Source organism: Streptomyces sp. NPDC104381 (assembly GCF_055583745.1).
Genome location: NZ_JBVJNK010000006.1, coordinates 35,537 through 59,158 on the forward strand (window position 1 = coordinate 35,537; position 23,622 = coordinate 59,158).

Here is a 23,622-nt window from a genome sequence, read left to right on the forward strand (position 1 = left end):
CCTGCGGTGAGCGTGCCGTTCTGTGCCGTCTGTATACCCCTGCCGGGTATATCGTACCGAATCCAGCCGAAACGTGACCGGGGGGCCGTGCTGATCACTGTGCCCGATGCGCGACACTGAAGAACGCCGGTTAGCCGTGGCCGGATGATGCGCCTAGCATCAGCCTGACCGAATCCAAAGCACCCCGAGGACCCCACGTGCGCTTTCGTCTGACCCCCAGGGAGACGAGCTTCTACGACATGTTTTCCGCATCCGCGGACAACATCGTCACGGGCTCGAAACTCCTGATGGAACTGCTCGGGGCGGATTCTGCCTCCCGAGTCGAGATCGCGGAGCGTATGCGGGCAGCGGAGCACGCGGGGGACGATGCCACCCACGCGATCTTCCACCAGCTGAACTCCTCCTTCATCACGCCGTTCGACCGCGAGGACATCTACAACCTCGCGTCGTCGCTCGACGACATCATGGACTTCATGGAGGAGGCCGTCGACCTGGTCGTGCTGTACCAGATCGACGAGCTCCCGAAGGGTGTCGAGCAGCAGATCGAGGTCCTGGCCAGGGCGGCGGAACTGACCGCCGAGGCCATGCCGAGCCTGCGGACGATGGACAACCTCACGGAGTACTGGATCGAGGTCAACCGTCTGGAGAACCAGGCCGACCAGATCCACCGCAAGCTGCTCGCGCACCTGTTCAACGGCAAGTACGACGCCATGGACGTGCTGAAGCTCAAGCAGATCGTGGATGTGCTGGAAGAGGCGGCCGACGCGTTCGAGCACGTCGCCAACACCGTGGAGACCATCGCGGTCAAGGAGTCCTGAACCTCGTGGACACCTTTGCGCTGATCGTGACCATCGGCGTCGCGCTCGGCTTCACGTATACGAACGGCTTCCACGACTCGGCGAACGCCATCGCCACCTCGGTCTCCACCCGGGCACTGACCCCGCGTGCGGCTCTGGCGATGGCCGCTGTGATGAACCTCGCAGGTGCCTTCCTGGGTCAGGGAGTCGCCAAGACCGTCAGCGAAGGCCTGATCGCCACGCCCGAAGGCCAGAAGGGGATGGGCATCCTCTTCGCGGCGCTGGTCGGCGCGATCATCTGGAACCTCGTCACCTGGTACTACGGTCTGCCGTCCTCCTCCTCGCACGCCCTCTTCGGCGGCATGGTCGGCGCGGCGCTGGCCGGCGGGACGATGGTGCACTGGGACGGGGTGCTGGAGAAGATCGTCATCCCGATGTTCCTGTCGCCGGTCATCGGCCTGGTCGTCGGCTATCTGGTGATGGTCGGCATCATGTGGATGTTCCGGAAGTCCAACCCGCACAAGGCCAAGCGCGGCTTCCGTATCGCGCAGACGGTCTCGGCGGCGGGCATGGCCCTGGGACACGGTCTGCAGGACGCCCAGAAGACGATGGGCATCGTGGTGATGGCCCTGGTCATCGCCGATGTCGAGGGCCCGAACGACGAGATCCCGGTCTGGGTGAAGCTCGTCTGCGCGCTGATGCTGTCCCTCGGGACGTACGCCGGTGGCTGGCGCATCATGCGGACGCTCGGCCGCAAGATCATCGAGCTGGACCCGCCGCAGGGTTTCGCCGCCGAGACGACGGGTGCGTCGATCATGTTCGGCTCGGCGTTCCTGTTCCACGCGCCGATCTCCACGACTCATGTGATCACCTCGGCGATCATGGGTGTCGGCGCCACGAAGCGGGTGAACGCCGTGCGGTGGGGCGTGGCCAAGAACATCATCCTGGGCTGGTTCATCACGATGCCGGCGGCGGCGCTGGTCGCCGCGGGGAGTTACGGGATCGTGGTCCTGCTCTTCGGGTGACCGGTTCGCCCCGGTTCCTTCCCCGCGCGCGCCTGTGGGCGCCTGTGAATACCTGTGAATGGGTCCGCCCCCGCTCTCCTGTGGAGAGCGGGGGCGGACCCTTTCGCCTTGTGGTGGCACCGCCATGCAGCACCCCAAGGCCGTAGGGGGGTTATCCGAAGCGTCCGGAGATGTAGTCCTCGGTCGCCTGGACGGACGGGTTGGAGAAGATCCGCTCCGTCTCGTCGATCTCGATCAGCCGGCCGGGCTTGCCCACCGCCGAGAGGTTGAAGAACGCCGTACGGTCCGAGACGCGGGCCGCCTGCTGCATGTTGTGCGTCACGATGACGATCGTGAAGCGCTCCTTCAGCTCGCCGATCAGGTCCTCGATGGCGAGGGTCGAGATCGGGTCGAGTGCGGAGCAGGGCTCGTCCATCAGCAGCACCTCGGGCTCGACCGCGATCGCGCGGGCGATGCACAGGCGCTGCTGCTGGCCGCCGGAGAGGCCGGAGCCCGGCTTGCTCAGGCGGTCCTTGACCTCGTTCCAGAGGTTGGCGCCCCGGAGGGACTTCTCGACGATGTCCGACAGCTGGTTCTTGCGGTACGAGCCGTTCAGCCGCAGGCCCGCCGCGACGTTGTCGAAGATCGACATGGTCGGGAAGGGGTTCGGGCGCTGGAAGACCATGCCGACCGTGCGGCGCACGGTGACGGGGTCGACCCCGGAGCCGTACAGGTCCTCGTCGTCCAGCAGCACCTTGCCCTCGACGCGGCCGCCGGGGGTGACCTCGTGCATGCGGTTCAGGGTGCGCAGGAAGGTGGACTTGCCGCAGCCGGACGGGCCGATGAAGGCGGTCACGGAGCGGGGCTCCACCGTCATCGAGATGTCCTCGATGGCCTTGTGGGAGCCGTAGTAGGCGGTGAGGCCGCCGATGTCGATGCGCTTGGCCATGTGAATCACTGCTTCTTTCGGGTCGCCGATGGCCGCGTCAGCGACCGGTCTTGGGGGCCTTCCAGCGGGCGATGCCGCGGGCCACCAGATTGAGGATCATGACGAAGGCGATCAGCACCAGCGCGGCGGCCCAGGCGCGGTCGTAGGACGCGGCCTCTCCGACCTTGTACTGCTCGTAGATGTAGAACGGCAGCGAGGACTGCGCGCCTTCGAAGGGGTTCGTGTTGATCAGCTGGCTGCCGAAGACCAGCAGGATGATCGGTGCCGTCTCCCCGGCGATGCGGGCGATGGCGAGCATGACGCCGGTGGTGATGCCGCCGATCGCGGTGGGCAGGACCACCTTGAGGATGGTGCGCCACTTCGGGATGCCGAGGGCGAGGGAGGCCTCGCGGAGCTCGTTGGGGACGAGCTTGAGCATCTCCTCGGTGGAGCGGACCACGACGGGGATCATCAGGATCGTCAGGGCCAGCGCGCCCATCAGGCCGGACGGCTCGATGCTCGCGATCAGCATGATCGACAGGATGAAGAGACCGGCCACGATGGACGGGATGCCCGTCATGACGTCGACGAAGAAGGTGACGGCTCTGGCGAGCGTCCCCTTGCCGTACTCGACCAGGTAGACGGCGGTCAGCAGACCCAGCGGGGCGGAGATCACCGTGGCGATCCCGACCTGCTCCAGGGTGCCGATCAGCGCGTGGTAGACGCCGCCGCTGTCCTCGGAGCCGAGGACCCCGGCCATCGAGTGGGTGAGGAAGTAGCCGTCGAGGCGCTCGGCGCCCCGGCTGACCGTGGTCCAGAGCAGCGAGGCGAGCGGGACGACGGCGAGGAGGAAGCAGACCCAGACGACGCTGGTGGCGAGGCGATCCTTGGCCTGGCGCTTGTTCTCGACGGCGGTCGTCACGGCGTACGAGATCGTCAGGAAGAACAGGGCCGAGATCAGGCCCCATTGCACCCGGCTCTGCCAGCCGGCCGCCAGGGAGATCCCGATGCCGAGCGCGACCGCCACGGCGGCGAAGCCGAGCGGGGCCCAGCGGGGGAGGCTGCGGCTGCTGAGAGCCGGGGTGCGGGGTTCCGGCGAGGTCCGCGGACGGTTGTCCTGGATGTCGGCGGTGGTGGCGTGGGTCATGCGTTGGCCCCCGAGTACTCCTTGCGGCGGGCGATGATGAGCCGGGCCGCGCCGTTGACCAGCAGGGTGAGGACGAAGAGGACGAGGCCCGACGCGATCAGGGCGTCCCGGCCGAATTCGTCGGCCTCACCGAACGCGGCCGCGATGTTCTGGGCGAAGGTCCCGCCGCCCGGATTGAGCACGTGCAGCGAGATGAGGAAGTTCGGCGACAGGACCGTGGCGACGGCCATCGTCTCGCCGAGCGCGCGGCCCAGGCCGAGCATGGAGGCCGAGATGATCCCGGAGCGGCCGAAGGGCAGTACCGAGAGGCGGACGACCTCCCAGCGGGTGGCGCCCAGGGCGAGCGCCGCCTCCTCGTTCATCTTCGGGACCTGGAGGAAGACCTCGCGGCTGACGCTGGTCACGATCGGCAGGATCATGATCGCGAGGAGGATGCCGACGGTGAAGAGCGAGCGCGGAATCCCGACCTCGGTCTTCTCGAAGACGTACGTCCAGCCGAAGAACCGGTCGAGCCAGAGGTTCAGGCCCTCCAGGTACGGGACGAGGACCAGGGCGCCCCAGATGCCGTAGACGATGCTGGGCACCGCGGCGAGCAGGTCGATCACGTAGGCGAGGGGGGCGGCCAGCTTGCGCGGCGCGTAGTGCGAGATGAAGAGGGCGATGCCGACGGCGATCGGGACCGCGATGATCATCGCGATGACCGAGCTGACGACCGTGCCGAAGAGCAGGACCGCGATGCCGAAGACCGGCGGGTCGCCGGCCGGGTTCCATTCGAGGGTGGTGAGGAAGTTGCCCTCGTCCTTCGAGATGGCGATGACGGCGCGGTAGGTGAGGAACGCGGCGATCGACGCCATGATCACGAGCAGCAGGATGCCCGAGCCGCGGGAGAGGCCCAGGAAGATCCTGTCGCCGGCGCGCCCGGTGGACTTGGGGCGGCCGCGTGTGACCGGCGGAGCCGGTGGGATGTCGAGCGGTGTCGTGGAAGCCATGGTCTTTCCGGTCTGTGTGGGGGAACCGGCGGGCTCCCCTGGCGGCGGTGCACCGGATGGGTCGGGCGGTGGGGGCCGGTCCGGAGGGGTGCGCCGGACCGGCCCGCCTGCGTGTCGTGCGGTGGTGGTTACGAGAGGCCGGCGACGGTCTCGCGGACCTTGGCGTTGATCGCCTCGGGGATCGGGGCGTAGCCGGCGTCGGTCAGGACCTTCTGGCCGTCCGCGGAGGAGGCGTAGCCCAGGAAGGACTTGACCGTGCCGAGGGTGTCGGCCTTGTTGCCGGTGTCGCAGACGACCTCGTACGTCACCAGGACCAGCGGGTACGCGCCCTCGGCCTTGGTGGTGTAGTCGAGGTCGAGCGCCAGGTCCTTGCCGGTGCCCTTGACCTTGGCGGCGGCGATGGCCTTGGAGGCGTTCTCCGAGGTGGCCTTCACCGGGGCGGCGCCACCGGTGTTGATGTCGACGGTGGTGATGTCCTGCGAGGCGGCGTACGACAGCTCGAAGTAGCCGATCGTGCCGTCGACGGCCTTCACCTGGGAGGCGACGCCGGAGGAGCCGGACGCGGCCTGGCCACCGGGGGCCGGCCACTTCTTCTCGGCCTCGTACTTCCAGTCGGCCGGGGCCGCGGCGGCGAGGTACTTGCCGAGGTTCTGCGTGGTGCCGGAGTCCTCGGAGCGGTGGAAGGGCTGGATGGCCTTGTCCGGGAGGTCGACGCCCTTGTTGAGCGCGGCGATCGCCGGGTCGTTCCACTTCTTGATCTTGGTGTCGAAGATCTTGGCGAGGGTCGGGGCGTCCAGCGTGAGGCTGTCGACGCCCTCCAGGTGGAAGCCGATCGCGATCGGCCCGCCGACCATCGGGAGGTTGATGCCCTGGCCGGTCTTGCAGATCTTCTTCGACTCGGCGACCTCTTCGGGCTTCAGGGCGGAGTCCGAGCCGGCGAAGCCGACGGTGCCCTGGTTGAACGCGACGATGCCCTCACCGGAGGAGGAGGAACTGTAGTTGATCTCCACGCCGGAGCAGGCGGCCATGTAGTTCTTGACCCAGAGGTCCATCGCGTTCTTCTGGGCGCTGGACCCGGAAGCGCGCAGCTGGCCCTCGGCGCCGTCGCACTTGATGTTCGACGCGGCGGCGCTCGTCTTGCCGCCCTCCGCCTCGGTGCCGGTGTTGTCGTCCGAACCGCACGCCGTGAGGACCAGGGCGCCGGAGACGGCGAGGGCACCGAGCGCGGTGGCACGAAGCCGGTTCTTGCGCTGAAGCTTCACTTTCGGGGTGTTCCTTCCAGGAGCCGCCGCGGCTGGTGGGGGACGAGGCGGCGTGCGATGAGGAGTGGTGCTCCGGCTTGGCGCCGTGCACCTGGTACGTCCGAAATTAGGCAGAACAGGTGAAGCGGCCTACGGGGGAGAGTGAACGGCGGGTGAACCGTGTCGGGCGGGCTGGTTCCGGCCCACTCAGACGTGCGGGCCGCTCTCCAGGAAGGCGTCCAGCTGGACGCGGTCGCCCGGGCGGCTCAGGCGGGCGCGGGCGGCCTCGGGGGAGAGCCAGGCCAGCTCGTCGACCTCGTCGTTGGGCGCGAACGTGCCGTCCGTCGCCTCGGCGGCCCAGTAGCTGACCTCTTTGGGCCGCCCGTTCGCCGTGTACAGGGCCGTGGGCAGCGTGGCGCCCGGCACGCAGTGGTGGCCCGTCTCCTCCAGGACCTCGCGCAGGGCGCCCTCCAGCGCGGTCTCACCGCGCTTCAGCTTGCCCTTGGGGTACGACCAGTCGTCGTAGCGGGGGCGGTGGACCAGGCAGATCTCCAGGCCGCCGCCGTCCGGGGTGCGGCGCCACAGCACGCACCCCGCCGCCCGTACGGTCGTCCCGCTCATGGCGCGGTCACGGCCGCCGCGTACGGCCAGCTCTCCCGGAACACGGCGCGCGCCGCCTCCACCTCGTGCCGCTGGTCGGCGTGCAGCACCCCCAGGGCGTACGCCGTCGCGGGGGCGATGCGCGGGGTGCGCGCCGCCGCTGCCGCCGCAGCCGCGGCCTCCGCCGCGTCCCGCTGAAGGTCCAGGGCGTGGCCGGGGCCTGCCAGGGCCGGATCGGGGGCGCCGCGCAGCATCTCGTGCGCGTACCGGTGGAGGCGCAGCAGCAGCCGGGCCTGGTGCCAGAGGGCGTCATGGGCCTCGTTGTACGGTTCGACCGCCTCGTCGGGCGGGAGCGCGGCCACCGCGTCCAGCATCAGCTGTTCGGCCAGCCCGGCCGGGGCGTGCAGCACCTCCTCCCCTGCTCCAGGGGTTGCCGCCGCTGGTGACGCCAGGGGGACCTCGGAGGCGAGCAGCGCGACGGCGTCGGCGACGGCGTGGAAGCGGGAGGAGCCCAGCGCCTGGAGCGCGGCCGAGTGGGCGCGGGTCCGGGCGAGGGTCAGCCGGCGTTCCAGGAGGGCTCCGGCCCGGGCGGCGCCGACGCCGAGCGCGGCCCGCTCCTTGTCGCTCCCGTCCCCGTTCTCCCCGGTGGCGGTGCGGGCCGCCGGGAGCGAGGAGCCGGAGAGCTGGTGCAGCGCGTCCAGGAGCCGGCCGAGCCGGGTGGCGTACGCCTGCTCGCGGGCCAGGGTGCCGGAGAGCCAGGCCAGCTCGGTGCGGAGCTGGTCGGCCCAGGCCGGGTCGAGCGCCCCCCGGAAGGTGTGCAGCGTGCCGCTGATCCGGCGTGCCGCGTGGCGCAGCGCGCGGGCGGCCTCGTCGGCGCTCCGGGTGCCGGTGTCCGCGGGGGCGCTGTGCTCGCGGTGCAGCCGCAGTCCCCGCAGGAAGCAGCCGGCCTGTTCGCGCAGGTAGGGCGCGAGGACCGCTTCGGCGGAGAGGGTCGTCGTCTGGTGGTCAGGGCGTCGCACGCCGGCGCCTCCGGGCGTCAATGAGCATCTCTTGTACGTGCCGCAGCGGCTGCCCGTCCGCGTCCGTGGAGTGCCGGGTCCAGTTTCCGTCGGGGCCCAGGTGCCAGGAGGAGGTGGTGTCGGACATGCCTGTTTCCAGGAGCCTGCTGAGTGCGGCGCGATGCGCGGGGTCGGTGACGCGGACCAGTGCTTCGATCCGGCGGTCGAGGTTGCGGTGCATCATGTCGGCGCTGCCGAACCACACTTCGGGCTCGCCTCCGTTGCCGAAGGCGAAGACCCGGGAGTGTTCGAGGAAGCGTCCGAGTATCGAGCGGACCCGGATGTTCTCGGAGAGGCCGTCGACGCCCGGGCGGATCGCGCAGATGCCGCGCACCCAGATGTCGACGGGCACCCCGGCCTGGCCCGCGCGGTAGCAGGCGTCGATGACCGCTTCGTCGACCATCGAGTTGACCTTGATGCGTACGTAGGCGGGCCGGCCCGCGCGGTGGTGGGTGATCTCCTTGTTGATCCGGGCGATCAGTCCGTCGCGCAGGGACTTCGGGGCGACCAGCAGCCGGCGGTAGGTCTCGCGGCGGGAGTAGCCGGAGAGCCGGTTGAAGAGGTCGGAGAGGTCGGCGCCGACCTGCGGGTCGGCGGTGAGCAGGCCGAGGTCCTCGTAGAGCCGTGCGGTCTTGGGGTGGTAGTTGCCGGTGCCGACGTGGGAGTAGCGGCGCAGGGTGTCGCCCTCCTGGCGGACGACGAGCGACAGCTTGCAGTGGGTCTTGAGGCCGACGAGGCCGTAGACGACGTGGCAGCCGGACTCCTCCAGCTTGCGGGCCCACTTGATGTTGGCCTGCTCGTCGAAGCGGGCCTTGATCTCGACGAGGACGAGGACCTGCTTGCCGGACTCGGCCGCGTCGATCAGGGCGTCCACTATCGGGGAGTCGCCCGAGGTCCGGTACAGGGTCTGCTTGATCGCCAGCACGTCCGGGTCGCCCGCCGCCTGCTCCAGGAAGGCCTGGACGGAGGTGGAGAAGGAGTCGTACGGGTGGTGCAGCAGCACGTCGCGTTCGCGCAGGGCGGCGAATATGTCGGGTGCGGAGGCGGACTCGACCTCGGCGAGGTCGCGGTGGGTGCCGGCGACGAACTTGGGGTACTTCAGCTCGGGCCGGTCCAGCGACGCGATGCCGAACAGGCCGGTGAGGTCGAGCGGGCCCGGCAGCGGGTAGAGCTCGGTCTCGGAGATCTTCAGCTCGCGGACGAGCAGGTCCAGGACGTACGGGTCGATGGACTCCTCGACCTCCAGCCGGACCGGCGGGCCGAAGCGGCGGCGCATGAGCTCCTTCTCCAGGGCCTGGAGCAGGTTCTCGGCGTCGTCCTCCTCGACCTCCAGGTCCTCGTTCCTGGTGACCCGGAACATGTGGTGGGCGAGGACCTCCATGCCCGGGAAGAGCTCTTCGAGGTGGGCCGCGATGATGTCCTCTATCGGGACGTAACGCTGCGGGGACGCCTCCAGGAAGCGGGTGAGCAGCGGCGGAACCTTGACGCGGGCGAAGTGCCGGTGGCCGCTGACGGGGTTGCGGACGACGACGGCGAGGTTCAGCGAGAGCCCGGAGATGTACGGGAACGGGTGCGCCGGGTCGACGGCCAGCGGGGTAAGCACGGGGAAGACCCGCTGCCGGAAGAAGGTGAACAGGCGGGCCTGTTCCTTCTCGGTCAGCTCGGGCCAGCGGACCAGCTGGATCCCCTCGTCGGACAGGGCGGGCGCGACGTCCTGCTGGTAGCAGGCGGCGTGGCGGGCCATGAGCTCGCGGGAGCGGGTCCAGATCAGGTCGAGGACCTCGCGGGGCTGGAGTCCGGACGCGGAGCGGGTGGCGACGCCGGTGGCGATACGGCGCTTGAGGCCGGCGACCCGGACCATGAAGAACTCGTCCAGGTTCGAGGCGAAGATCGCGAGGAAGTTAGCCCGTTCGAGGAGCGGTGTGGCGGGGTCCTCGGCGAGCTCCAGAACGCGTTCGTTGAACGCGAGCCAACTCCGCTCCCGGTCGAGGAACCGGCCCTGCGGCAGTTCGTCGCCGTCGCCCTCGGGCTCGTACGCGTCCGGGTCGTTGTCCAGATCGGGGTCCAGGTCGGCGGCTGTGGACAGGCCTGCCGGTACCGCGCCGGCGACCGCGTGCGGCCGGTGGGCGGCGAGGGAGCCGACCGACGGCTGGGTGGGCTGGACCGGGACCTCGGAGCTGGGCTGCTGGCTCATGGACCTATTCTTCCGCGCGTTCGGCTCCTGAGGCGCGTCGGAGCCCGTAAAGATCGCGGGAGAGGCGGAAGTGGCCCCTGGACCGGGGCCGCTCCCGTTGCGGGGGGTGGGCACAGCTGGCTGCATCCCGTGAGGGTCGCAAGGCCGTCTGAATGGCCGGTAACGGTGACATGACGTACAGGAAGCGGTGTGGCTGCGGTGCGTATCCGGTGCTCACCGTCGGTGAACCCCCTGCCCGGACTCCCCCCGGGGCCCGGACAGGGGTGGTCTCTCAGCCGGTGCGACGGCGCAGCACCCGGAAGGCGAGCGCGAGGGCCAGGGCGGCGAGGGCGAGCAGGATGCCGGTCTCGACGAGCTGGACGGGCCAGAAATGGGAGGCGGGGTGGTAGTCGAGGTAGTGACCGGTGACGCCGTGGTCCGCGAAGCACCGGGTCTGGGCGCTCGTGGACCCGGCCTGGCCGCACAGGCTCTGCGGCAGGCGCTCGCCGGTGCCGGTGAGGTGGCCCGTCTCCACCCACCACACGTTCTCGCCGGGGTTCAGGCTCTTACCGGTGTACGTGTTCCGGGGCCACAGCTCTCCACGCCAGTAGGTGAAGAACGTGACGGTCACGCCGGTGACGAGCGCGGAGACGGCCAGCGCGGCGACGGTGCGGCGCACCAGCAGGCCGGCGAGCGCCCCGACGGCCATCCCGAACAGCGTGTGGGCGACGGGGAGGACGCCCGAGGTGCTGACGACCGGCGCGTCATGCCACTGGGCGGGGTAGGGCGTGTCCGCGTGGGACCGCGCCCAGGCGAGCACGGCCGTCAGCACGGACACCCCGGCCAGCAGCAGGACGGCGGGCACGGCGAGCTTGGCGATGAGCCAGCGGACCGGCGGGACGGACTGCGTCCAGGAGAGCTTGTAGGTGCCGCTCTCCAGCTCCCGGGCGATCAGCGGCCCCGCGACGAACGCGCCGACCAGGAGGGGCAGGGCCCTCAGGAACAGGGCGGCGTAGTCGTACACCTGGCCGAGGTGGAAGGTGGCGTCCATGTAGTCGCGGACCGGTTGGTAGCAGCTGCGGCCCGGGTCTCCTTCGACCGAGCAGGGGCCGGACTCGAAGGCGTCGACGACGTGGGACGACCACAGGGCCGTCGCGACCAGGGCGATCACCGCGGCCAGGGCGGCTGCGCCCGCGATCCTCAGCGTCCACCGGTGCTGGCGTACGACGACACGGGCGGAGCCGCGCAGGGAGGGGCGTTCAGGCGTGAGGGTGCTCATATCGCGGCCACCTCCCGGTCGGCGTGCGCGCTCGGGGTGAGCAGCGGCGGTGCCTCCGGGGAGCGGAGGTGGGCGAGCAGCAGCTCCTCCAGGGAGGGCTCCGTGACGTCCCAGGCGGCGGTGTCCACCGGGCCCTCCTTGCGTACGAGCGCGGTGAGCTGACGCCCCGTCGTGCGTGCCTCGACGACGGTGTGCGGGGCGAGGTCGCGGGCCTGGCCGGTGACCAGGGCGTGCGCGGCGACGATGTCGTCGCTCTCGCCGCCGAGCCGGACCCGGCCCCCGTCGACGAGCAGGACGAAGTCGCAGGAGCCCTCCAGCTCGGTGAGGATGTGCGAGGACATCACGATGGTGGTCCCGTGCTCGGCGGCCTCGGCCATCAGGACGCCCATGAGCTGGTGCCGGACGAGGGGGTCGAGGTCGGCCATCGGCTCGTCCAGCAGCATCAGTCCGGGCCGCTTGCCCAGCGCGAGGGCCAGGGCGAGCCGGGTGCGCTGACCGCCGGAGAGGGTACGGACCTTGGCGTCCCGGGGGAGCGGTCCGGCGACCCGGTCGGCGGCCTCCCGGTCCCAGGTGGCGGGGTTGAGCTCGGCTCCGGCCCACAGTGTGTCGGCCACGGTGAGCTGCGGGTACAGCGGCTTGTCCTGGGCGACGTACGCGATGCGGTGGCGCACCTCGGCGGGCGTGGCGCCGAGGATCCGTATGGACCCTTCGGCGGGCCGCAGCAGGCCGGCGGCGAGGCCGAGCAGCGTGGACTTCCCCGCTCCGTTGGGGCCGACGAGGGCACAGATCCGCCCGGCGGGCAGCCGGAACGAGCAGTCGCGCAGGGCCCACCCGCGCTTTCGCCCGTAGGTCATGCCGAGGCCGTTCGCCTCGATCGCGGCACCGGTCATCAGTGCTGGTCCCCCTTGAATGTGCTGTCCAGTACGTCGGTGAAGAGCGCGCTCACGTCGTCCTTGTCGAGCCCCGCCGCGCGGGCCCTGCGGGTCCACTCGGTGAGTTCGGCGCGCAGGGGCGCGTCGGTGGTGACCGCCGCGCTGCCCAGGGTGCGGCGGACGAAGGTGCCGAGGCCGCGGCGGGCCTCGACGAGGCCCTCGCGTTCCAGCTCGCGGTAGGCCTTGAGCACGGTGTTGGGATTGATCGCCGTGGCCTCGACGACCTCGCGGGCCGTGGGCAGCCGGTCGCCCGGCTCCAGCACACCGAGGCGGAGCGCCTGCTTGGTCTGCTGCACGATCTGGAGGTAGGTGGCGACGCCGCTGCGCCGGTCGATGCGGAATTCGACCGCTGCGGACCCGGCCATGTTCACCACCCTTTCACTAATTGAGTAGTGAAAGGGTGGCGTAAGGAAGGGGCGGCGTCAAGTGACGCCGCCCCTAGGGCGTGTTTTGAAAGTCCCTCCCGCCCTCCGGGCGGACGGCGCTACTTTCAAAACACGCCCTCGCGGTGTCGGTGCCGCTCAGGACTCCGTGCGGTACATCAGGTCGACCTCGTGCGTGGCGAAGCCCATCCGCTCGTACACCGACAGGGCCGCGGGGTTGTCGGCGTCGACGTAGAGCATCGCCGTCGGAAGTCCGCGGGAGGCCAGATGGCGCAGGCCGAGCGCGGTGAGCGCCTTGCCGAGGCCGCCGCCCTGGGCGTCGGGGCGGATGCCGACGACGTAGACCTCGCCGAGCTCGTCCTCGGCGTGCACCTTCGTCCAGTGGAAGCCGATGAGTTCGCCGTCGCGCTCGGCGAGGAAGAAGCCCTCCGGGTCGAACCAGGGCTCGGCCTTGCGGTCGTCGAGGTCCCGCTGGGTGAGGGAGCCCTGCTCGGGGTGGTGGGCGAAGGCGGCGCTGTTGACGGCGAGCCAGGCCGCGTCGTCCTGACCGGGCACGAAGGTGCGCACGGTGACACCCGGCGGGAGCACCGGCTCGGCGATGTCCAGGTCGGTCAACGGCCGCCGGAGCTGGCGCAGTTCGCGGAAGAGGGAGAGGCCGAGCACCTGCGCGAGGTGCCGGGCAGCCGACTTGCCGCCGTGCGCCCAGGCCCGCAGCCGCTTCCCGGTCGCGGCGAGGAGCGCGGCACCGAGCGCCCGGCCGTGGCCGCGGCCCCGGTGGGAGGGGGCGACGACCAGCTCGGCCGCGGGGGCCTCGACGGGATCGGCGTCCTCCAGCTGCGCGTATCCGGCCAGTGCCCCGTCGACGGTGAGCAGGAAATGCCGGACGCCCTCGCGGTGCCCGCCCCTCAACTGCAGCCGCCCCTGCTCGGACACGGCCTGCCGGCCGTCGGTCGCGGCGGCCTCGCCGAGGAGGACGAGGACGGCGTCGGCCTGCTCGGGGGTGAGCGCGTCGAGGGTCTCGATCTCGCGCCCGGGTGAGGGGAGGGGTGCGTCAGTCGTCATGGGTACGAGCGTACGGGGCGGGGGTGGGCCGCCGGGGGTGAAGGCCGCGCGACAAGCGGGTGGGGTGCCGGGGTGGCGTTCCCGACGGTCCGGCAACCAGTTCGTAACCCGCGACACCTGTCGCGCTACGCGCGTTGACCCTAGGCTGCGGCACGCAGGATCCAGAGACTTGAAGGGGACCGATGTCAGCGACACCGCAGCATCCACAGAAGAACCGCGTGTCCCGGCGGGTGCTGGCCGCCACGGCCGGACTCGTCACCGTAGGGGCGCTCGTCGCCGCGATGCCGGCCGGTGCCCACGACCGGGGCAAGGGGCACGGCCACGGCCACGGCCACCAGTCCCGCACCGTCGATGTGCAGCTGCTCTCCTTCAACGACCTGCACGGCAACCTGGAGCCGCCGGCCGGTTCCGCCGGGTCGGTCAGCGAGACACAGGCCGACGGCACGGTGAAGTCGGTCCCCGCCGGCGGCGTCGAGTACCTCGCGACCTCGCTGCGCACCGCGCGCAAGGGCAACCCGTACTCCGTCACGGCGGCCGGCGGCGACATGGTCGGCGCCAGCCCGCTGCTGTCGGGGCTCTTCCACGACGAGCCGACCATCGAGGCGCTCAACGGGCTCGACCTCGACGTCACGGCGGTGGGCAACCACGAGTTCGACGAGGGCGCCACCGAGCTGGCCCGCCTCCAGAACGGCGGCTGCCACCCGGTCGAGGGCTGTTACGAGAAGGGCAAGAAGTTCAAGGGCGCGGACTTCCCCTACCTCGCGGCCAACGTGACGAGCGAGAAGACCGGCAAGCCGATCCTCAAGCCGTACACGGTCTGGAAGAAGAACGGCGTCAAGATCGGCTTCATCGGGGTGACCCTGGAGGGCACGCCGAACATCGTCACGGCCAACGGCGTCAAGGGCCTGAAGTTCCACGACGAGATCGAGACGGTCAACAAGTACGCCAAGGAACTGGACCGGCAGGGCGTCAAGTCCATCGTCGCCCTGATCCACGAGGGCGGGGCGCCGGCCTCGGCGTCGTACAACTACGACTGTGACAGCCCCGGCGCCGGTGACGGCATCTCCGGGCCGATCGTGGACATCGCCAAGGGCATCACGCCGAAGGTCGACGCCCTGGTCACGGGCCACACCCACCAGGCGTACGTCTGCACGGTCCCGGACCCCTCGGGCAAGCCGCGCATGGTCACCTCGGCGTCGTCCTTCGGCAAGCTCTACACCGACACGACCCTCACCTACGACCGCCGGACCCACGACATCGTGCGTACGTCGGTGGAGTCGGCGAACCACATCGTCAGCCGGGACCAGGCCAAGGCCACCGACATGACGAAGCTGATCACCCGGTGGAACGCGCTCGCCGCACCCATCGCGAACCGGCCGCAGGGCTGGATCACGGCCGACATCAACGGCCGCGGCTCCACGGCTCCCGAGAAGCCCCTGGGCAACCTGATCGCCGACGCCCAGCTGGAGGGCCTGGCTCCCGAGGACAAGGGCGGCGCGGTCGTCGCGTTCATGAACCCGGGCGGCATCCGCGCGGACCTGGTGTACACGGCGTCCGGCAGCGAGGGCGACGGGGTGGTGACGTACGGCGAGGCGTTCACCGTCCAGCCGTTCACCAACATGATGAACGTCGTCGACCTGACGGGCGCACAGCTGGTGGCCGCGCTCCAGCAGCAGGTCAGCGGCTCCAACGAGGCGTCCCCGAAGATCCTCCAGGTCTCGAAGGGGCTCACCTACACGCTGGACATGACGAAGTCGGGTGCCGACCGGGTGGTCGCGGACACGATCCGGCTGAACGGTGAGGCGATCGACCCGGCGAAGACGTACCGCGTCGCGATGAACGAGTTCCTCGCGGGCGGCGGCGACGGCTTCGCGGCCCTGGGCGAGGGCACGAACAAGCTGGTCGGCGCGTCCGACCTGGACCTGTTCAACGCGTACCTGGCGGCGCACTCCACCGCCGAGGCCCCGCTGGCCCCGCCGGCCACGGACCGGATCACGGTCGTCCAGTAGGACCCGTACGTGGGTGAGGGGCGGCGGGCCGGACCGGTCCCGCCGCCCCTTTCCCGTCGGCCCGCGCGGAACCCACGCCCTCTTCCTGACATGACGTGGGCGCGTCACAATTCGTGGGCTGACCCCCCACGGCCGACGGAGGCACCCGCATGTCCACAACCCTGAGCACCCGCAGAGGCTTTCTGACCGGAGCCCTCGTGCTCTCCGCCACCGCCGTCGTCGGCGCCGGTCCCGCCGTAGCCGCCCCGGCCAGGGTCCTCGGCACCCAGGACTGGATGGGCGCCATCCCCGACGCCACCCCGCTGCGGCGCCTCACGATCCCGGGTACGCACAACTCCGGAGCGCGGTTCGGCGGCCCCTGGACGGCGTGCCAGAACACCACGATCGCCGAGCAGCTCACCAGCGGCGTCCGCTTCCTCGATGTGCGCTGCCGGATCAGCGGCGACGCGTACGCGATCCATCACGGGGCCTCGTACCAGAACCTGAACTTCGACGACGTGCTGGGCGCCTGCCGGGACTTCCTGGCGCAGCGGCCGTCGGAGACCGTGCTGATGCGGGTCAAACAGGAGTACTCGGAGGAGAGCGACGCCGCGTTCCGGCGGATCTTCGACATCTACCTCGACGGCAAGGGCTGGCGCTCCCTCCTCCGTCTCGATCCGACGCTCCCGGACCTCGGCGGCGCCCGCGGCAAGGTCGTGCTGCTGGCCGACAACGGCGGGCTCCCGGGCGTCCGTTACGGGGACTCCGCCCTCTTCGACATCCAGGACGACTACATGGCGGAGCCGTTCGCCAAGTACCCGAAGATCGAGGCGCAGTTCCGCAAGGCCGCGCAGCAGCCCGGGAAGTTCTTCATGAACTACGTGAGCACCGCGGCCCTGCTGCCGCCCCGTTCGAACGCCGACCGGCTCAACCCGCAGGTGCACGCGTTCCTCGACGGATCGGAGGCGTCGGGCTGGACGGGCCTCGGCATCGTCCCGCTGGACTACCCGGCGACCCGGTCCGGTCTGGTCGAGTCGCTGATCCGGCACAACCCGACGGGCTGACCCGCCCCCGGCGGTGGCGCGTCGCCGCCGGTCACACCCCCGGCGGCGGCTGCGGCGCGCCCGGGAGGCGGATCGTGGCCGTCGTGCCGCCGCCCTCCGCCGGGCTCAGCATGATCTCGCCGCCCGCCTGCTGGACCGTGCGGGCCACGATCGAGAGGCCGAGGCCCGAGCCGGGGAGCTGACGGGCCGACGGGGAGCGCCAGAAGCGGTCGAAGACGTGCGGGAGTTCCTCGGCGGGGATGCCGGGGCCGTGGTCGCGTACGGTCAGCTCGCCGCGGTGCAGGGTGACGTCGATCGTCCCGCGCGGCGGGCTGAACTTCACCGCGTTGTCCAGGACGTTGACGACCGCCCGCTCCAGCGCCGCCGGTTCGGCGCGTACGTACCAGGGGGCCAGCTCGGCCTCGACGGTCAGCTCCGGGCCGCGCAGCCGCGCGCGTTGCAGTGCGGTACGGGTGATGTCGTGCAGCGCGACCACCTGGAGGGGGCCGGGCTGCGCGGCGTCCGGGCGGGAGAGTTCCTGGAGGTCGCCGATGAGCGCGGCCAGCTCCGTCATCTGCGCCTTCACCGAGGCCATCAGGGCCTTGCGGTCGTCGGGCGGGATGGCCCGGCCGGTGTCGTCGCTGCGGGAGAGCAGCTCGATGTTCGTACGCAGCGAGGTGAGCGGGGTGCGCAGCTCGTGGCCGGCGTCCGCGATGAGCTGGGACTGGCGGTCGCGGGAGGTGGCCAGGGAGCTGGTCATGGAGTTGAAGGACCGGGAGAGGCGGGCGATCTCGTCCTCGCCCTCCGCCGGGATCCGGATGGTCAGGTCCTCGGTCTCGGCCACGTGCGCGACGGCGCGTGCCAGGTCGTCGACCGGGCGCAGGCCGGTACGGGCGATCCAGAGGCCGGCCGCGCCCGCGCCGACCACGCCGATGCCGGAGACGAGGAGCAGGACCCAGGCGAGGGTGGAGAGCGGGTCGGTGACCTCGCTCATGGGGCGGGCGATGGAGAGCGCGAGGTTCCCCGACCCCGCCCCGGGGCCCCTTCCGACGTCCAGGCGGGAGGTGAAGACCCGCATCTCCGAGCCGTTCTCGGCCTTCTCCGTGTGCAGGGCGTAGGGCCGCTGACGCTCGGCCACCTCCACGTCCGCGTCGGTCACCGGCAGTTTGGAGGTGCCGGGGGCGGCACACACGGTGCCCTGGGCGTCGATGAGCTGGACCGTCACGCTCGGCAGGGGCGGGATCTCCTGCGAGGTGCCGCCCTTGCAGTACGCGTACAGGTTCGCCAGGTAGACGTCGTCCACCTTCGAACTCCGCAGCGAGTCGTCCAGCTGATGCTCCAGCTGGTCCCGCGTCACGAACCAGCACGCCGCGGCCACCGCCGCCACGGCCACCGCGACCGCCGTGGCGACCAGCAGGGCGAGCCGGGAGCGGAGCGGGAGGGCCCGGAGCCGACGGCGCAGGCCGGTCACCCCTCACCGCCGGAGCGCAGGGCGTACCCGACGCCCCGGACCGTGTGGACGAGGCGGGGCTCGCCGCCCGCCTCCGTCTTGCGGCGCAGGTACATCACGTACACGTCCAGGGAGTTGGAGCTGGGTTCGAAGTCGAAGCCCCAGACCGCCTTGAGGATCTGCTCGCGGGTCAGCACCTGCCGGGGGTGGGCCAGGAACATCTCCAGGAGGGTGAACTCGGTGCGGGTCAGCTCGACCCGGCGGGTGCCGCGGGTGACCTCGCGGGTGTTCAGGTCCATGCGGAGGTCCGCGAAGGACAGCACGTCGTCGTCCGGAAGGGGGCCGCCCGCGGCGACTGCGTACGAGCTGCGGCGCAGCAGGGCGCGGATGCGGGCGAAGAGCTCGTCCAGCTCGAAGGGCTTGACGAGGTAGTCGTCGGCGCCGGCGTCGAGGCCGGTGACCCGGTCGCCCACCGTGTCGCGGGCGGTGAGCATCAGGATGGGGGTGGTCGACCCGGTGGAGCGGATGCGCCGGGCGGCGGTGAGGCCGTCCATGCGGGGCATCTGGATGTCCAGGACGATCAGGTCGGGGGCGTACGACTCCGCCTTGGCGAGGGCGTCGTAACCGTCCACCGCCACCTCCGTGCCGTACCCCTCGAACGCCAGGCTGCGTTGCAGGGCCTCGCGCACGGCGGGCTCGTCGTCGACGATCAGGACGCGCTGGGGATCGTCTTCGGCGGGGCTCATCGCTTCTTCGTCCTCTTCCTTCGGGCCGGGGTGCGGGGTGCTCGGCTCTCAGCCTCGCACGGCCGCCGCACGGCGTCGCGCGGCACGGCGCTTGCGGCCGGTGCCGGTGGTGCGGACCTCCGGCGGGCGGGGGCCCGCCGGGGTCGAGGCGCGGCCGGCCAGTTCGGCGGCCAGGGCGAGGGGAAGGGCCAGGCCGGCCGGGCCGGCGGTGTCGGGGCCGGGGTTCATGGAGACCTCCTGGTCAGGAGCCGTCGCCGGCGCGTAGGGCGTCCAGGTCGGCCTTGACGGTGTTGACGGGGATGGCGAAGCCCAGGCCGACGCTGCCCGCGGCCGAGCTGCCCGAGGTGCTGGACGAACTGGGGGAGTACATCGCGGAGTTGATGCCGATGATCTCGCCGTTCATGTTGATCAGGGCGCCGCCGGAGTTGCCGGGGTTGAGCGAGGCGTCGGTCTGGATGGCCTTGTACGTGGTCTTGGAGGAGCCGGTCTCACCGTTGAACTGCTGGCCGCCGAACTCGAACGGCCAGTTCTGGCCGCCCTGTTGTTGCTGCTGCTGGCCCTGGCTCTGGTCCTCGTCCTTGGCGACCGTCACGTCACGGTCGAGCGCCGAGACGATGCCGCTGGTGACCGTGCCGGTCAGGCCCTCGGGCGAGCCGATCGCCACGACCTGGTCGCCGACCTTCACCGACGAGGAGTCGCCGAGCGAGGCGGTCTTCAGGCCGCTCGCACCCTGGAGCTTGATGAGCGCCAGGTCCTTGTCGGCGTCCGTGCCGACGACATTGGCGGTGTACGACTTGCCGGTGCTGAGGGCCACCTTGATCGTGGAGGCGCCCGAGATGACGTGGTTGTTGGTGACGATCTCGCCGTCCGACGTGATCACGACGCCGGAACCGGTGGCCTCGCCCGCCGAGGACGTCGCGCTGATCTCGACGATGGCCGGCGAGACGGCCGTGGCCACGCCGGAGACGGTGCCCGCGCTGCTCTGCGAGACGGTGGTGCCGCTGACGACGCCGCCGGAGCCCGTGCTGCCGGAGCCGCCGCCCGCGAGTTCGCCGATGAGGGTGGCGGTGCCGCCGCCGATCGCCGCGGCGGCGATCGCCACGGCCGCCAGCAGGGCCAGCGGCCGCTTGACCCGGCGCTCGGACTTCGGGGCGTCGGCGGCGGGCTCGGGGGCCGGGGCGGGCCAGGCGTGGGCGGCGGCGGGCATCTCGGTGGTGCCCTGCTCGGGTGCGTAGGCCGGCGGCGGCGGATAGGCCGCCTCGCCACCGCCGTACGGAGCGGAACCGTGCGGGGCGGAACCGTGCGGGGCGGAACCGTGCGGGGCCGCGCCGTACGGGCCGTTGTCGTACGAGGGGGACATCGGGTACTCGCCGCTCGGGCGGTGGCTTTCGGTCATGTCCACGAGAGTGGCCAGTGAACATGAGAGCAGCCTGAGTGCCCGCTGAGAAGCCCGGCAGAACCTCGTATGTCCTGTATAAGGAAGCGCTCCGCTACCGGGCGATGACCGGCGGTTCGCCGCAGCCGCACGACCGGCGCACCACCAGCGCCGACGGGAACTGCTTCAGCCGCTCGCGCCGCGACCCCGAGACCCGCAGCGAGTCGTCGAGGACCAGGTCGACGGCCGCGCGGGCCATCGCCGGGCGGTCCGAGAAGACCGTCGTGAGCGGCGGATCGGTCAGCCCCGCTTCCTTCACGTCGTCGAAGCCCGCCACGGCGAGCTCCCCCGGCACGTCGATCCGCAGCTCACGCGCGGCCCGCAGCACCCCGATGGCCTGGTCGTCCGTGGCGCAGAAGATCGCCGGGGGCCGGTCGGGACCGGCCAGCAGCTTCAGGGCCACCTGGTAGGCGTCGTAACGGTTGTACGGGGCGTGGAAGAGCCGGCCCTCCGTGGGCTTCCCGGCCTCCTGCATCGCCCGGCGCCAGCCCTCGATGTGGTCGGCGACCGGGTCACCGACCACCGGGGTCGACTCCATGCCGCCGAGGCACGCCACATAGGCGTTGCCGTGCTCCAGGAGATGGCGGGTGGCGAGCTGGGCGCCGCCGACGTCGTCCGTGACGACCGCGACGTCGTCGATCGCCTCGGGGCGCTCGTGCAGCAGCACCACGCGGGCGTCCCACGCCTCTATCTCGGCCGCCGCCCGCTCGCTCGGACCCTGACTGACCAGGATCAGCCCGGAGACCCGCATGCCGAGGAAGGCCCGCAGATAGTGGACCTCGCGCTCGTCGCGGTAGTCCGAGTTGCCGACGAGCACCATCTTGCCGCGCTCCGCCGCCGCCTGTTCGACCGCGTGCGCCATCTCCGCGAAGAAGGGCTGCCGGGCGTCCGGCACGATCATCCCTATGAGGTCGGTGCGCCGCGAGGCCATGGCCTGGGCGACCCGGTCGGGCCGGTAGCCCAGCTCCTTGATGGCGGCGAGCACCCGCTCGCGCGTGGCCGGGGCGACCGGCCTGGGTCCGTTGTTGATGACGTAGCTGACGACCGCTGTCGAGGTCCCCGCCAGTCTCGCCACATCGTCCCGCGTCACCTTGGCCACGCGCGGCAGTCTACGCGGATGGACCAAGCGGGTGACAGCTGGATAGGGCCGGGCTCGCGGGGTCCGGCACGCACATCTGCGGCGTTGTCGTCAATCACCATGGCTCCGCCATGCCTCAATCCTCCGCCTTGCAGCTGCACGCACCGGACCCCGCTCCCTGATCCGGCCCTATCCAGCTGTCACCCGCTACCTCTTGGCAGGCCGGACCGGGGCTTCTTCGGCGATCTCGGGCTCCGACGACTGCTCCGAACGGGTGACCTCCTGGTCGACCGGCATCGCCGCCGCCTTGGCCTTGGCCTCCTCGCCGCCCCGGTCCCCCTTCTCGGGGGTGACGAAGCGGTAGCCGACGTTACGCACGGTGCCGATCAGCGACTCGTGCTCGGGGCCGAGCTTGGCCCGCAGCCGTCGTACGTGGACGTCGACCGTGCGGGTGCCGCCGAAGTAGTCGTAGCCCCAGACCTCCTGGAGCAGCTGGGCGCGGGTGAAGACCCGGCCCGGGTGCTGCGCGAGGTACTTGAGCAGCTCGAACTCCTTGAAGGTCAGGTCCAGCACCCGGCCCTTGAGCTTGGCGCTGTACGTCGCCTCGTCGACCGACAGGTCGCCGTTGCGGATCTCCATGGGGGAGTCGTCGGAGGTGATCTGCTGGCGGCCGGTGGCCAGGCGCAGCCGGGCCTCGACCTCTGCGGGACCCGCGGTGTCCAGCAGGACGTCGTCGATGCCCCAGTCCGCGGTGACGGCCGCGAGGCCGCCCTCCGTCACGACGAGGATCAGCGGACAGCCGGGCCCGGTGGACCGCAGCAGCTGGCAGAGCGAGCGCACCTGGGGGAGGTCGCGGCGGCCGTCGATGAGAATGACGTCGGCACCAGGGGTGTCGACGAGTGCGGGGCCCTCGGCGGGGGCGACCCGCACGCTGTGGAGCAGAAGACCGAGGGCGGGGAGCACCTCCGTCGACGGTTGAAGGGCATTCGTCAGAAGCAGCAGTGAACTCATCGCCGCCCACCTGCCTGGGTCGTCGGTCGATCGTGCACGTTCAGCTCGCCCATTACGTCGGTCCTCCTCGTTCCCTGCGAGAGGGGCACTCCCGGGTCGGACCCGGGGGAGTATGCGGCACTGCTTCGTACTCCCGTCTGACGTCATCACCTGCGACGATCGTCATACGTTTTTTACTGTGCGGTCCCGCGCCCGGGGACCGCTGAGCTTGTGGAAACGCTGCCGTAACAACGCTCGGAAAGCACAAAAGGACCCGGGGGCTGCATTGCCCGGATCCTCTTCGCAGCAGAATAGCCCACATGAGTTCTGCGTCCGAGGGTCGATTCCCGAGTTCTTCTGTTCCCTCGATCACGCCGACCCCCCGGCGCACCACATTGCTGACCGGTGACGGGGTCCGTATCGAGGCGGTGTACACCCCGTGTACGGCGGGTTCCGGGGGCGCCGGTGGCGGGGCGTCCGGGGAGACCGCGGTGGTCCTCGCGCACGGCTTCACCGGCTCCGTCGACCGGCCGGCGCTGCTACGGGCCGCGGAGGTGTTCGCCCAGCGTGCGGCCGTGATCACCTTCTCCTTCCGGGGTCACGGAAGGTCCGGCGGACGGTCCACGGTGGGGGACCGCGAGGTCCTCGATCTGGCCGCCGCGGTCGCCTGGGCGCGGTCGCTCGGACACCGGCGCGTCGTTACGGTCGGCTTCTCGATGGGCGGTTCCGTGGTGCTCCGGCACGCCGCTCTGTATACGGCTCCGGAAGCCGCTGAATTCACCGGAGAGGAATCCGGAACGGCAGGGGCCGAACGGGTGGGACCCCGGTCCGGGCCGTACTCCGAGGCGCACACGGCGCACGAGGGGCGCACTAGGGCGCACATCGGCGCACATACGGATGCGGTCGTCTCGGTGAGCGCGCCGGCTCGCTGGTACTACCGGGGCACCGCCCCCATGCGCCGGCTGCACTGGGTCGTCACCCGCCCCACGGGCCGGCTCGTCGGCCGCTACGGCTTCCGCACCCGGATCCACCGCGAGGACTGGAACCCGGTGCCGCTCTCGCCGGTGGAGGCCGTCCCGCTGATCACCGCGCCCCTGCTGATCGTGCACGGCGACCGAGACCCGTACTTCCCCGTCGATCACCCCCGGATGCTGGCGGAGGCGGCCGGGGGCGGGGCGGAGCTCTGGCTGGAGCACGGCATGGGGCACGCGGAGAACGCCGCCGACGAGGGACTGCTGAGCCGTATCGCCGACTGGACGGACGCGGCGTGATCCATGATGGACAGCTGACGTACGACGA

The 23,622-nt window shown here is 71.0% G+C and carries 22 protein-coding genes; 5 read left to right on the forward strand and 17 right to left on the reverse strand.

Features of this window, described 5'->3' with window-relative positions:
• Positions 1–197 precede the first annotated feature (197 nt).
• Positions 198–818 carry a DUF47 domain-containing protein gene (locus ACZ607_RS21130; protein WP_073743490.1) on the forward strand — a complete coding sequence of 207 codons (621 nt, stop codon included), beginning with the start codon at positions 198–200 and terminating at the stop codon, positions 816–818.
• 5 nt (positions 819–823) lie between these two features.
• Positions 824–1,822 (forward strand): inorganic phosphate transporter, encoded by a 999-nt coding sequence (locus tag ACZ607_RS21135; RefSeq protein ID WP_469736736.1) that lies wholly within the window; start codon positions 824–826, stop codon positions 1,820–1,822.
• A gap of 151 nt (positions 1,823–1,973) precedes the next feature.
• On the opposite strand, the gene pstB is transcribed toward ACZ607_RS21135, so the two are convergent.
• From pstB to mshD, 11 genes are all read right to left on the reverse strand, one after another.
• Positions 1,974–2,750 carry a phosphate ABC transporter ATP-binding protein PstB gene (pstB, locus tag ACZ607_RS21140; RefSeq protein ID WP_469736738.1) on the reverse strand — a complete coding sequence of 259 codons (777 nt, stop codon included), beginning with the start codon at positions 2,748–2,750 and terminating at the stop codon, positions 1,974–1,976.
• Between the two features lie 37 nt (positions 2,751–2,787).
• Complete coding sequence (gene pstA / locus ACZ607_RS21145; RefSeq protein WP_469736740.1) at positions 2,788–3,876, reverse strand: phosphate ABC transporter permease PstA; 1,089 nt, start codon at positions 3,874–3,876, stop codon at positions 2,788–2,790.
• Entirely contained in the window at positions 3,873–4,865 is a 993-nt protein-coding gene (gene pstC / locus ACZ607_RS21150; RefSeq protein WP_469736741.1) for a phosphate ABC transporter permease subunit PstC, read from the reverse strand. Before pstC ends, pstA begins: the two co-directional genes overlap by 4 nt.
• 128 nt (positions 4,866–4,993) lie before the next feature.
• On the reverse strand, positions 4,994–6,127 hold the full coding sequence (pstS, locus tag ACZ607_RS21155; protein WP_469736743.1) for a phosphate ABC transporter substrate-binding protein PstS: 1,134 nt from the start codon (positions 6,125–6,127) through the stop codon (positions 4,994–4,996).
• A 186-nt stretch (positions 6,128–6,313) separates the two neighbouring features.
• Positions 6,314–6,727: an NUDIX hydrolase gene (locus tag ACZ607_RS21160; protein WP_469736744.1), complete on the reverse strand. Its 414-nt coding sequence runs from the start codon at positions 6,725–6,727 to the stop codon at positions 6,314–6,316.
• Positions 6,724–7,725 carry a CHAD domain-containing protein gene (locus tag ACZ607_RS21165; protein WP_469736746.1) on the reverse strand — a complete coding sequence of 334 codons (1,002 nt, stop codon included), beginning with the start codon at positions 7,723–7,725 and terminating at the stop codon, positions 6,724–6,726. Before ACZ607_RS21165 ends, ACZ607_RS21160 begins: the two co-directional genes overlap by 4 nt.
• Positions 7,712–9,958, reverse strand: a complete 2,247-nt coding sequence (locus ACZ607_RS21170) for an RNA degradosome polyphosphate kinase (protein WP_469736748.1) — start codon at positions 9,956–9,958, stop codon at positions 7,712–7,714. Before ACZ607_RS21170 ends, ACZ607_RS21165 begins: the two co-directional genes overlap by 14 nt.
• A 271-nt stretch (positions 9,959–10,229) precedes the next feature.
• Complete coding sequence (locus ACZ607_RS21175) at positions 10,230–11,216, reverse strand: hypothetical protein (RefSeq protein ID WP_469736749.1); 987 nt, start codon at positions 11,214–11,216, stop codon at positions 10,230–10,232.
• Entirely contained in the window at positions 11,213–12,106 is an 894-nt protein-coding gene (locus ACZ607_RS21180) for an ABC transporter ATP-binding protein (protein WP_469736751.1), read from the reverse strand. Before ACZ607_RS21180 ends, ACZ607_RS21175 begins: the two co-directional genes overlap by 4 nt.
• Positions 12,106–12,513: a GntR family transcriptional regulator gene (locus ACZ607_RS21185; RefSeq protein WP_469736753.1), complete on the reverse strand. Its 408-nt coding sequence runs from the start codon at positions 12,511–12,513 to the stop codon at positions 12,106–12,108. Before ACZ607_RS21185 ends, ACZ607_RS21180 begins: the two co-directional genes overlap by 1 nt.
• A 156-nt stretch (positions 12,514–12,669) precedes the next feature.
• A complete protein-coding gene (gene mshD / locus ACZ607_RS21190) occupies positions 12,670–13,593 on the reverse strand; it encodes a mycothiol synthase (protein WP_469736755.1) in 924 nt (307 codons plus the stop codon).
• Between the two features lie 182 nt (positions 13,594–13,775).
• On the opposite strand from mshD, the gene ACZ607_RS21195 reads away from it, so the two are divergent.
• Together ACZ607_RS21195 and ACZ607_RS21200 are read left to right on the forward strand one after the other, a co-directional pair.
• A complete protein-coding gene (locus ACZ607_RS21195; RefSeq protein WP_469736757.1) occupies positions 13,776–15,602 on the forward strand; it encodes a bifunctional metallophosphatase/5'-nucleotidase in 1,827 nt (608 codons plus the stop codon).
• 149 nt (positions 15,603–15,751) lie between these two features.
• A complete protein-coding gene (locus ACZ607_RS21200; protein ID WP_469736759.1) occupies positions 15,752–16,645 on the forward strand; it encodes a phosphatidylinositol-specific phospholipase C in 894 nt (297 codons plus the stop codon).
• A gap of 31 nt (positions 16,646–16,676) precedes the next feature.
• On the opposite strand, the gene ACZ607_RS21205 is transcribed toward ACZ607_RS21200, so the two are convergent.
• From ACZ607_RS21205 to ACZ607_RS21230, 6 genes are all read right to left on the reverse strand, one after another.
• Positions 16,677–18,095, reverse strand: a complete 1,419-nt coding sequence (locus ACZ607_RS21205) for a sensor histidine kinase (protein WP_469736761.1) — start codon at positions 18,093–18,095, stop codon at positions 16,677–16,679.
• Positions 18,092–18,820, reverse strand: a complete 729-nt coding sequence (locus ACZ607_RS21210) for a response regulator transcription factor (RefSeq protein ID WP_360363486.1) — start codon at positions 18,818–18,820, stop codon at positions 18,092–18,094. The genes ACZ607_RS21205 and ACZ607_RS21210 overlap by 4 nt, the downstream gene beginning before the upstream one ends.
• Positions 18,821–18,868: 48 nt before the next feature.
• Entirely contained in the window at positions 18,869–19,048 is a 180-nt protein-coding gene (locus tag ACZ607_RS21215) for a hypothetical protein (RefSeq protein WP_469736763.1), read from the reverse strand.
• Between the two features lie 13 nt (positions 19,049–19,061).
• Complete coding sequence (locus ACZ607_RS21220; RefSeq protein WP_469736765.1) at positions 19,062–20,216, reverse strand: S1C family serine protease; 1,155 nt, start codon at positions 20,214–20,216, stop codon at positions 19,062–19,064.
• Positions 20,217–20,310: 94 nt separating this feature from the next.
• Positions 20,311–21,354, reverse strand: a complete 1,044-nt coding sequence (locus ACZ607_RS21225; RefSeq protein WP_469736767.1) for a LacI family DNA-binding transcriptional regulator — start codon at positions 21,352–21,354, stop codon at positions 20,311–20,313.
• A 186-nt stretch (positions 21,355–21,540) separates the two neighbouring features.
• Complete coding sequence (locus tag ACZ607_RS21230) at positions 21,541–22,344, reverse strand: response regulator transcription factor (protein ID WP_469736769.1); 804 nt, start codon at positions 22,342–22,344, stop codon at positions 21,541–21,543.
• A gap of 299 nt (positions 22,345–22,643) precedes the next feature.
• Here ACZ607_RS21230 and ACZ607_RS21235 point away from each other — a divergent pair, with 299 nt between their 5' ends.
• Positions 22,644–23,594, forward strand: a complete 951-nt coding sequence (locus ACZ607_RS21235) for an alpha/beta hydrolase (RefSeq protein ID WP_469736771.1) — start codon at positions 22,644–22,646, stop codon at positions 23,592–23,594.
• Positions 23,595–23,622 lie beyond the last annotated feature (28 nt).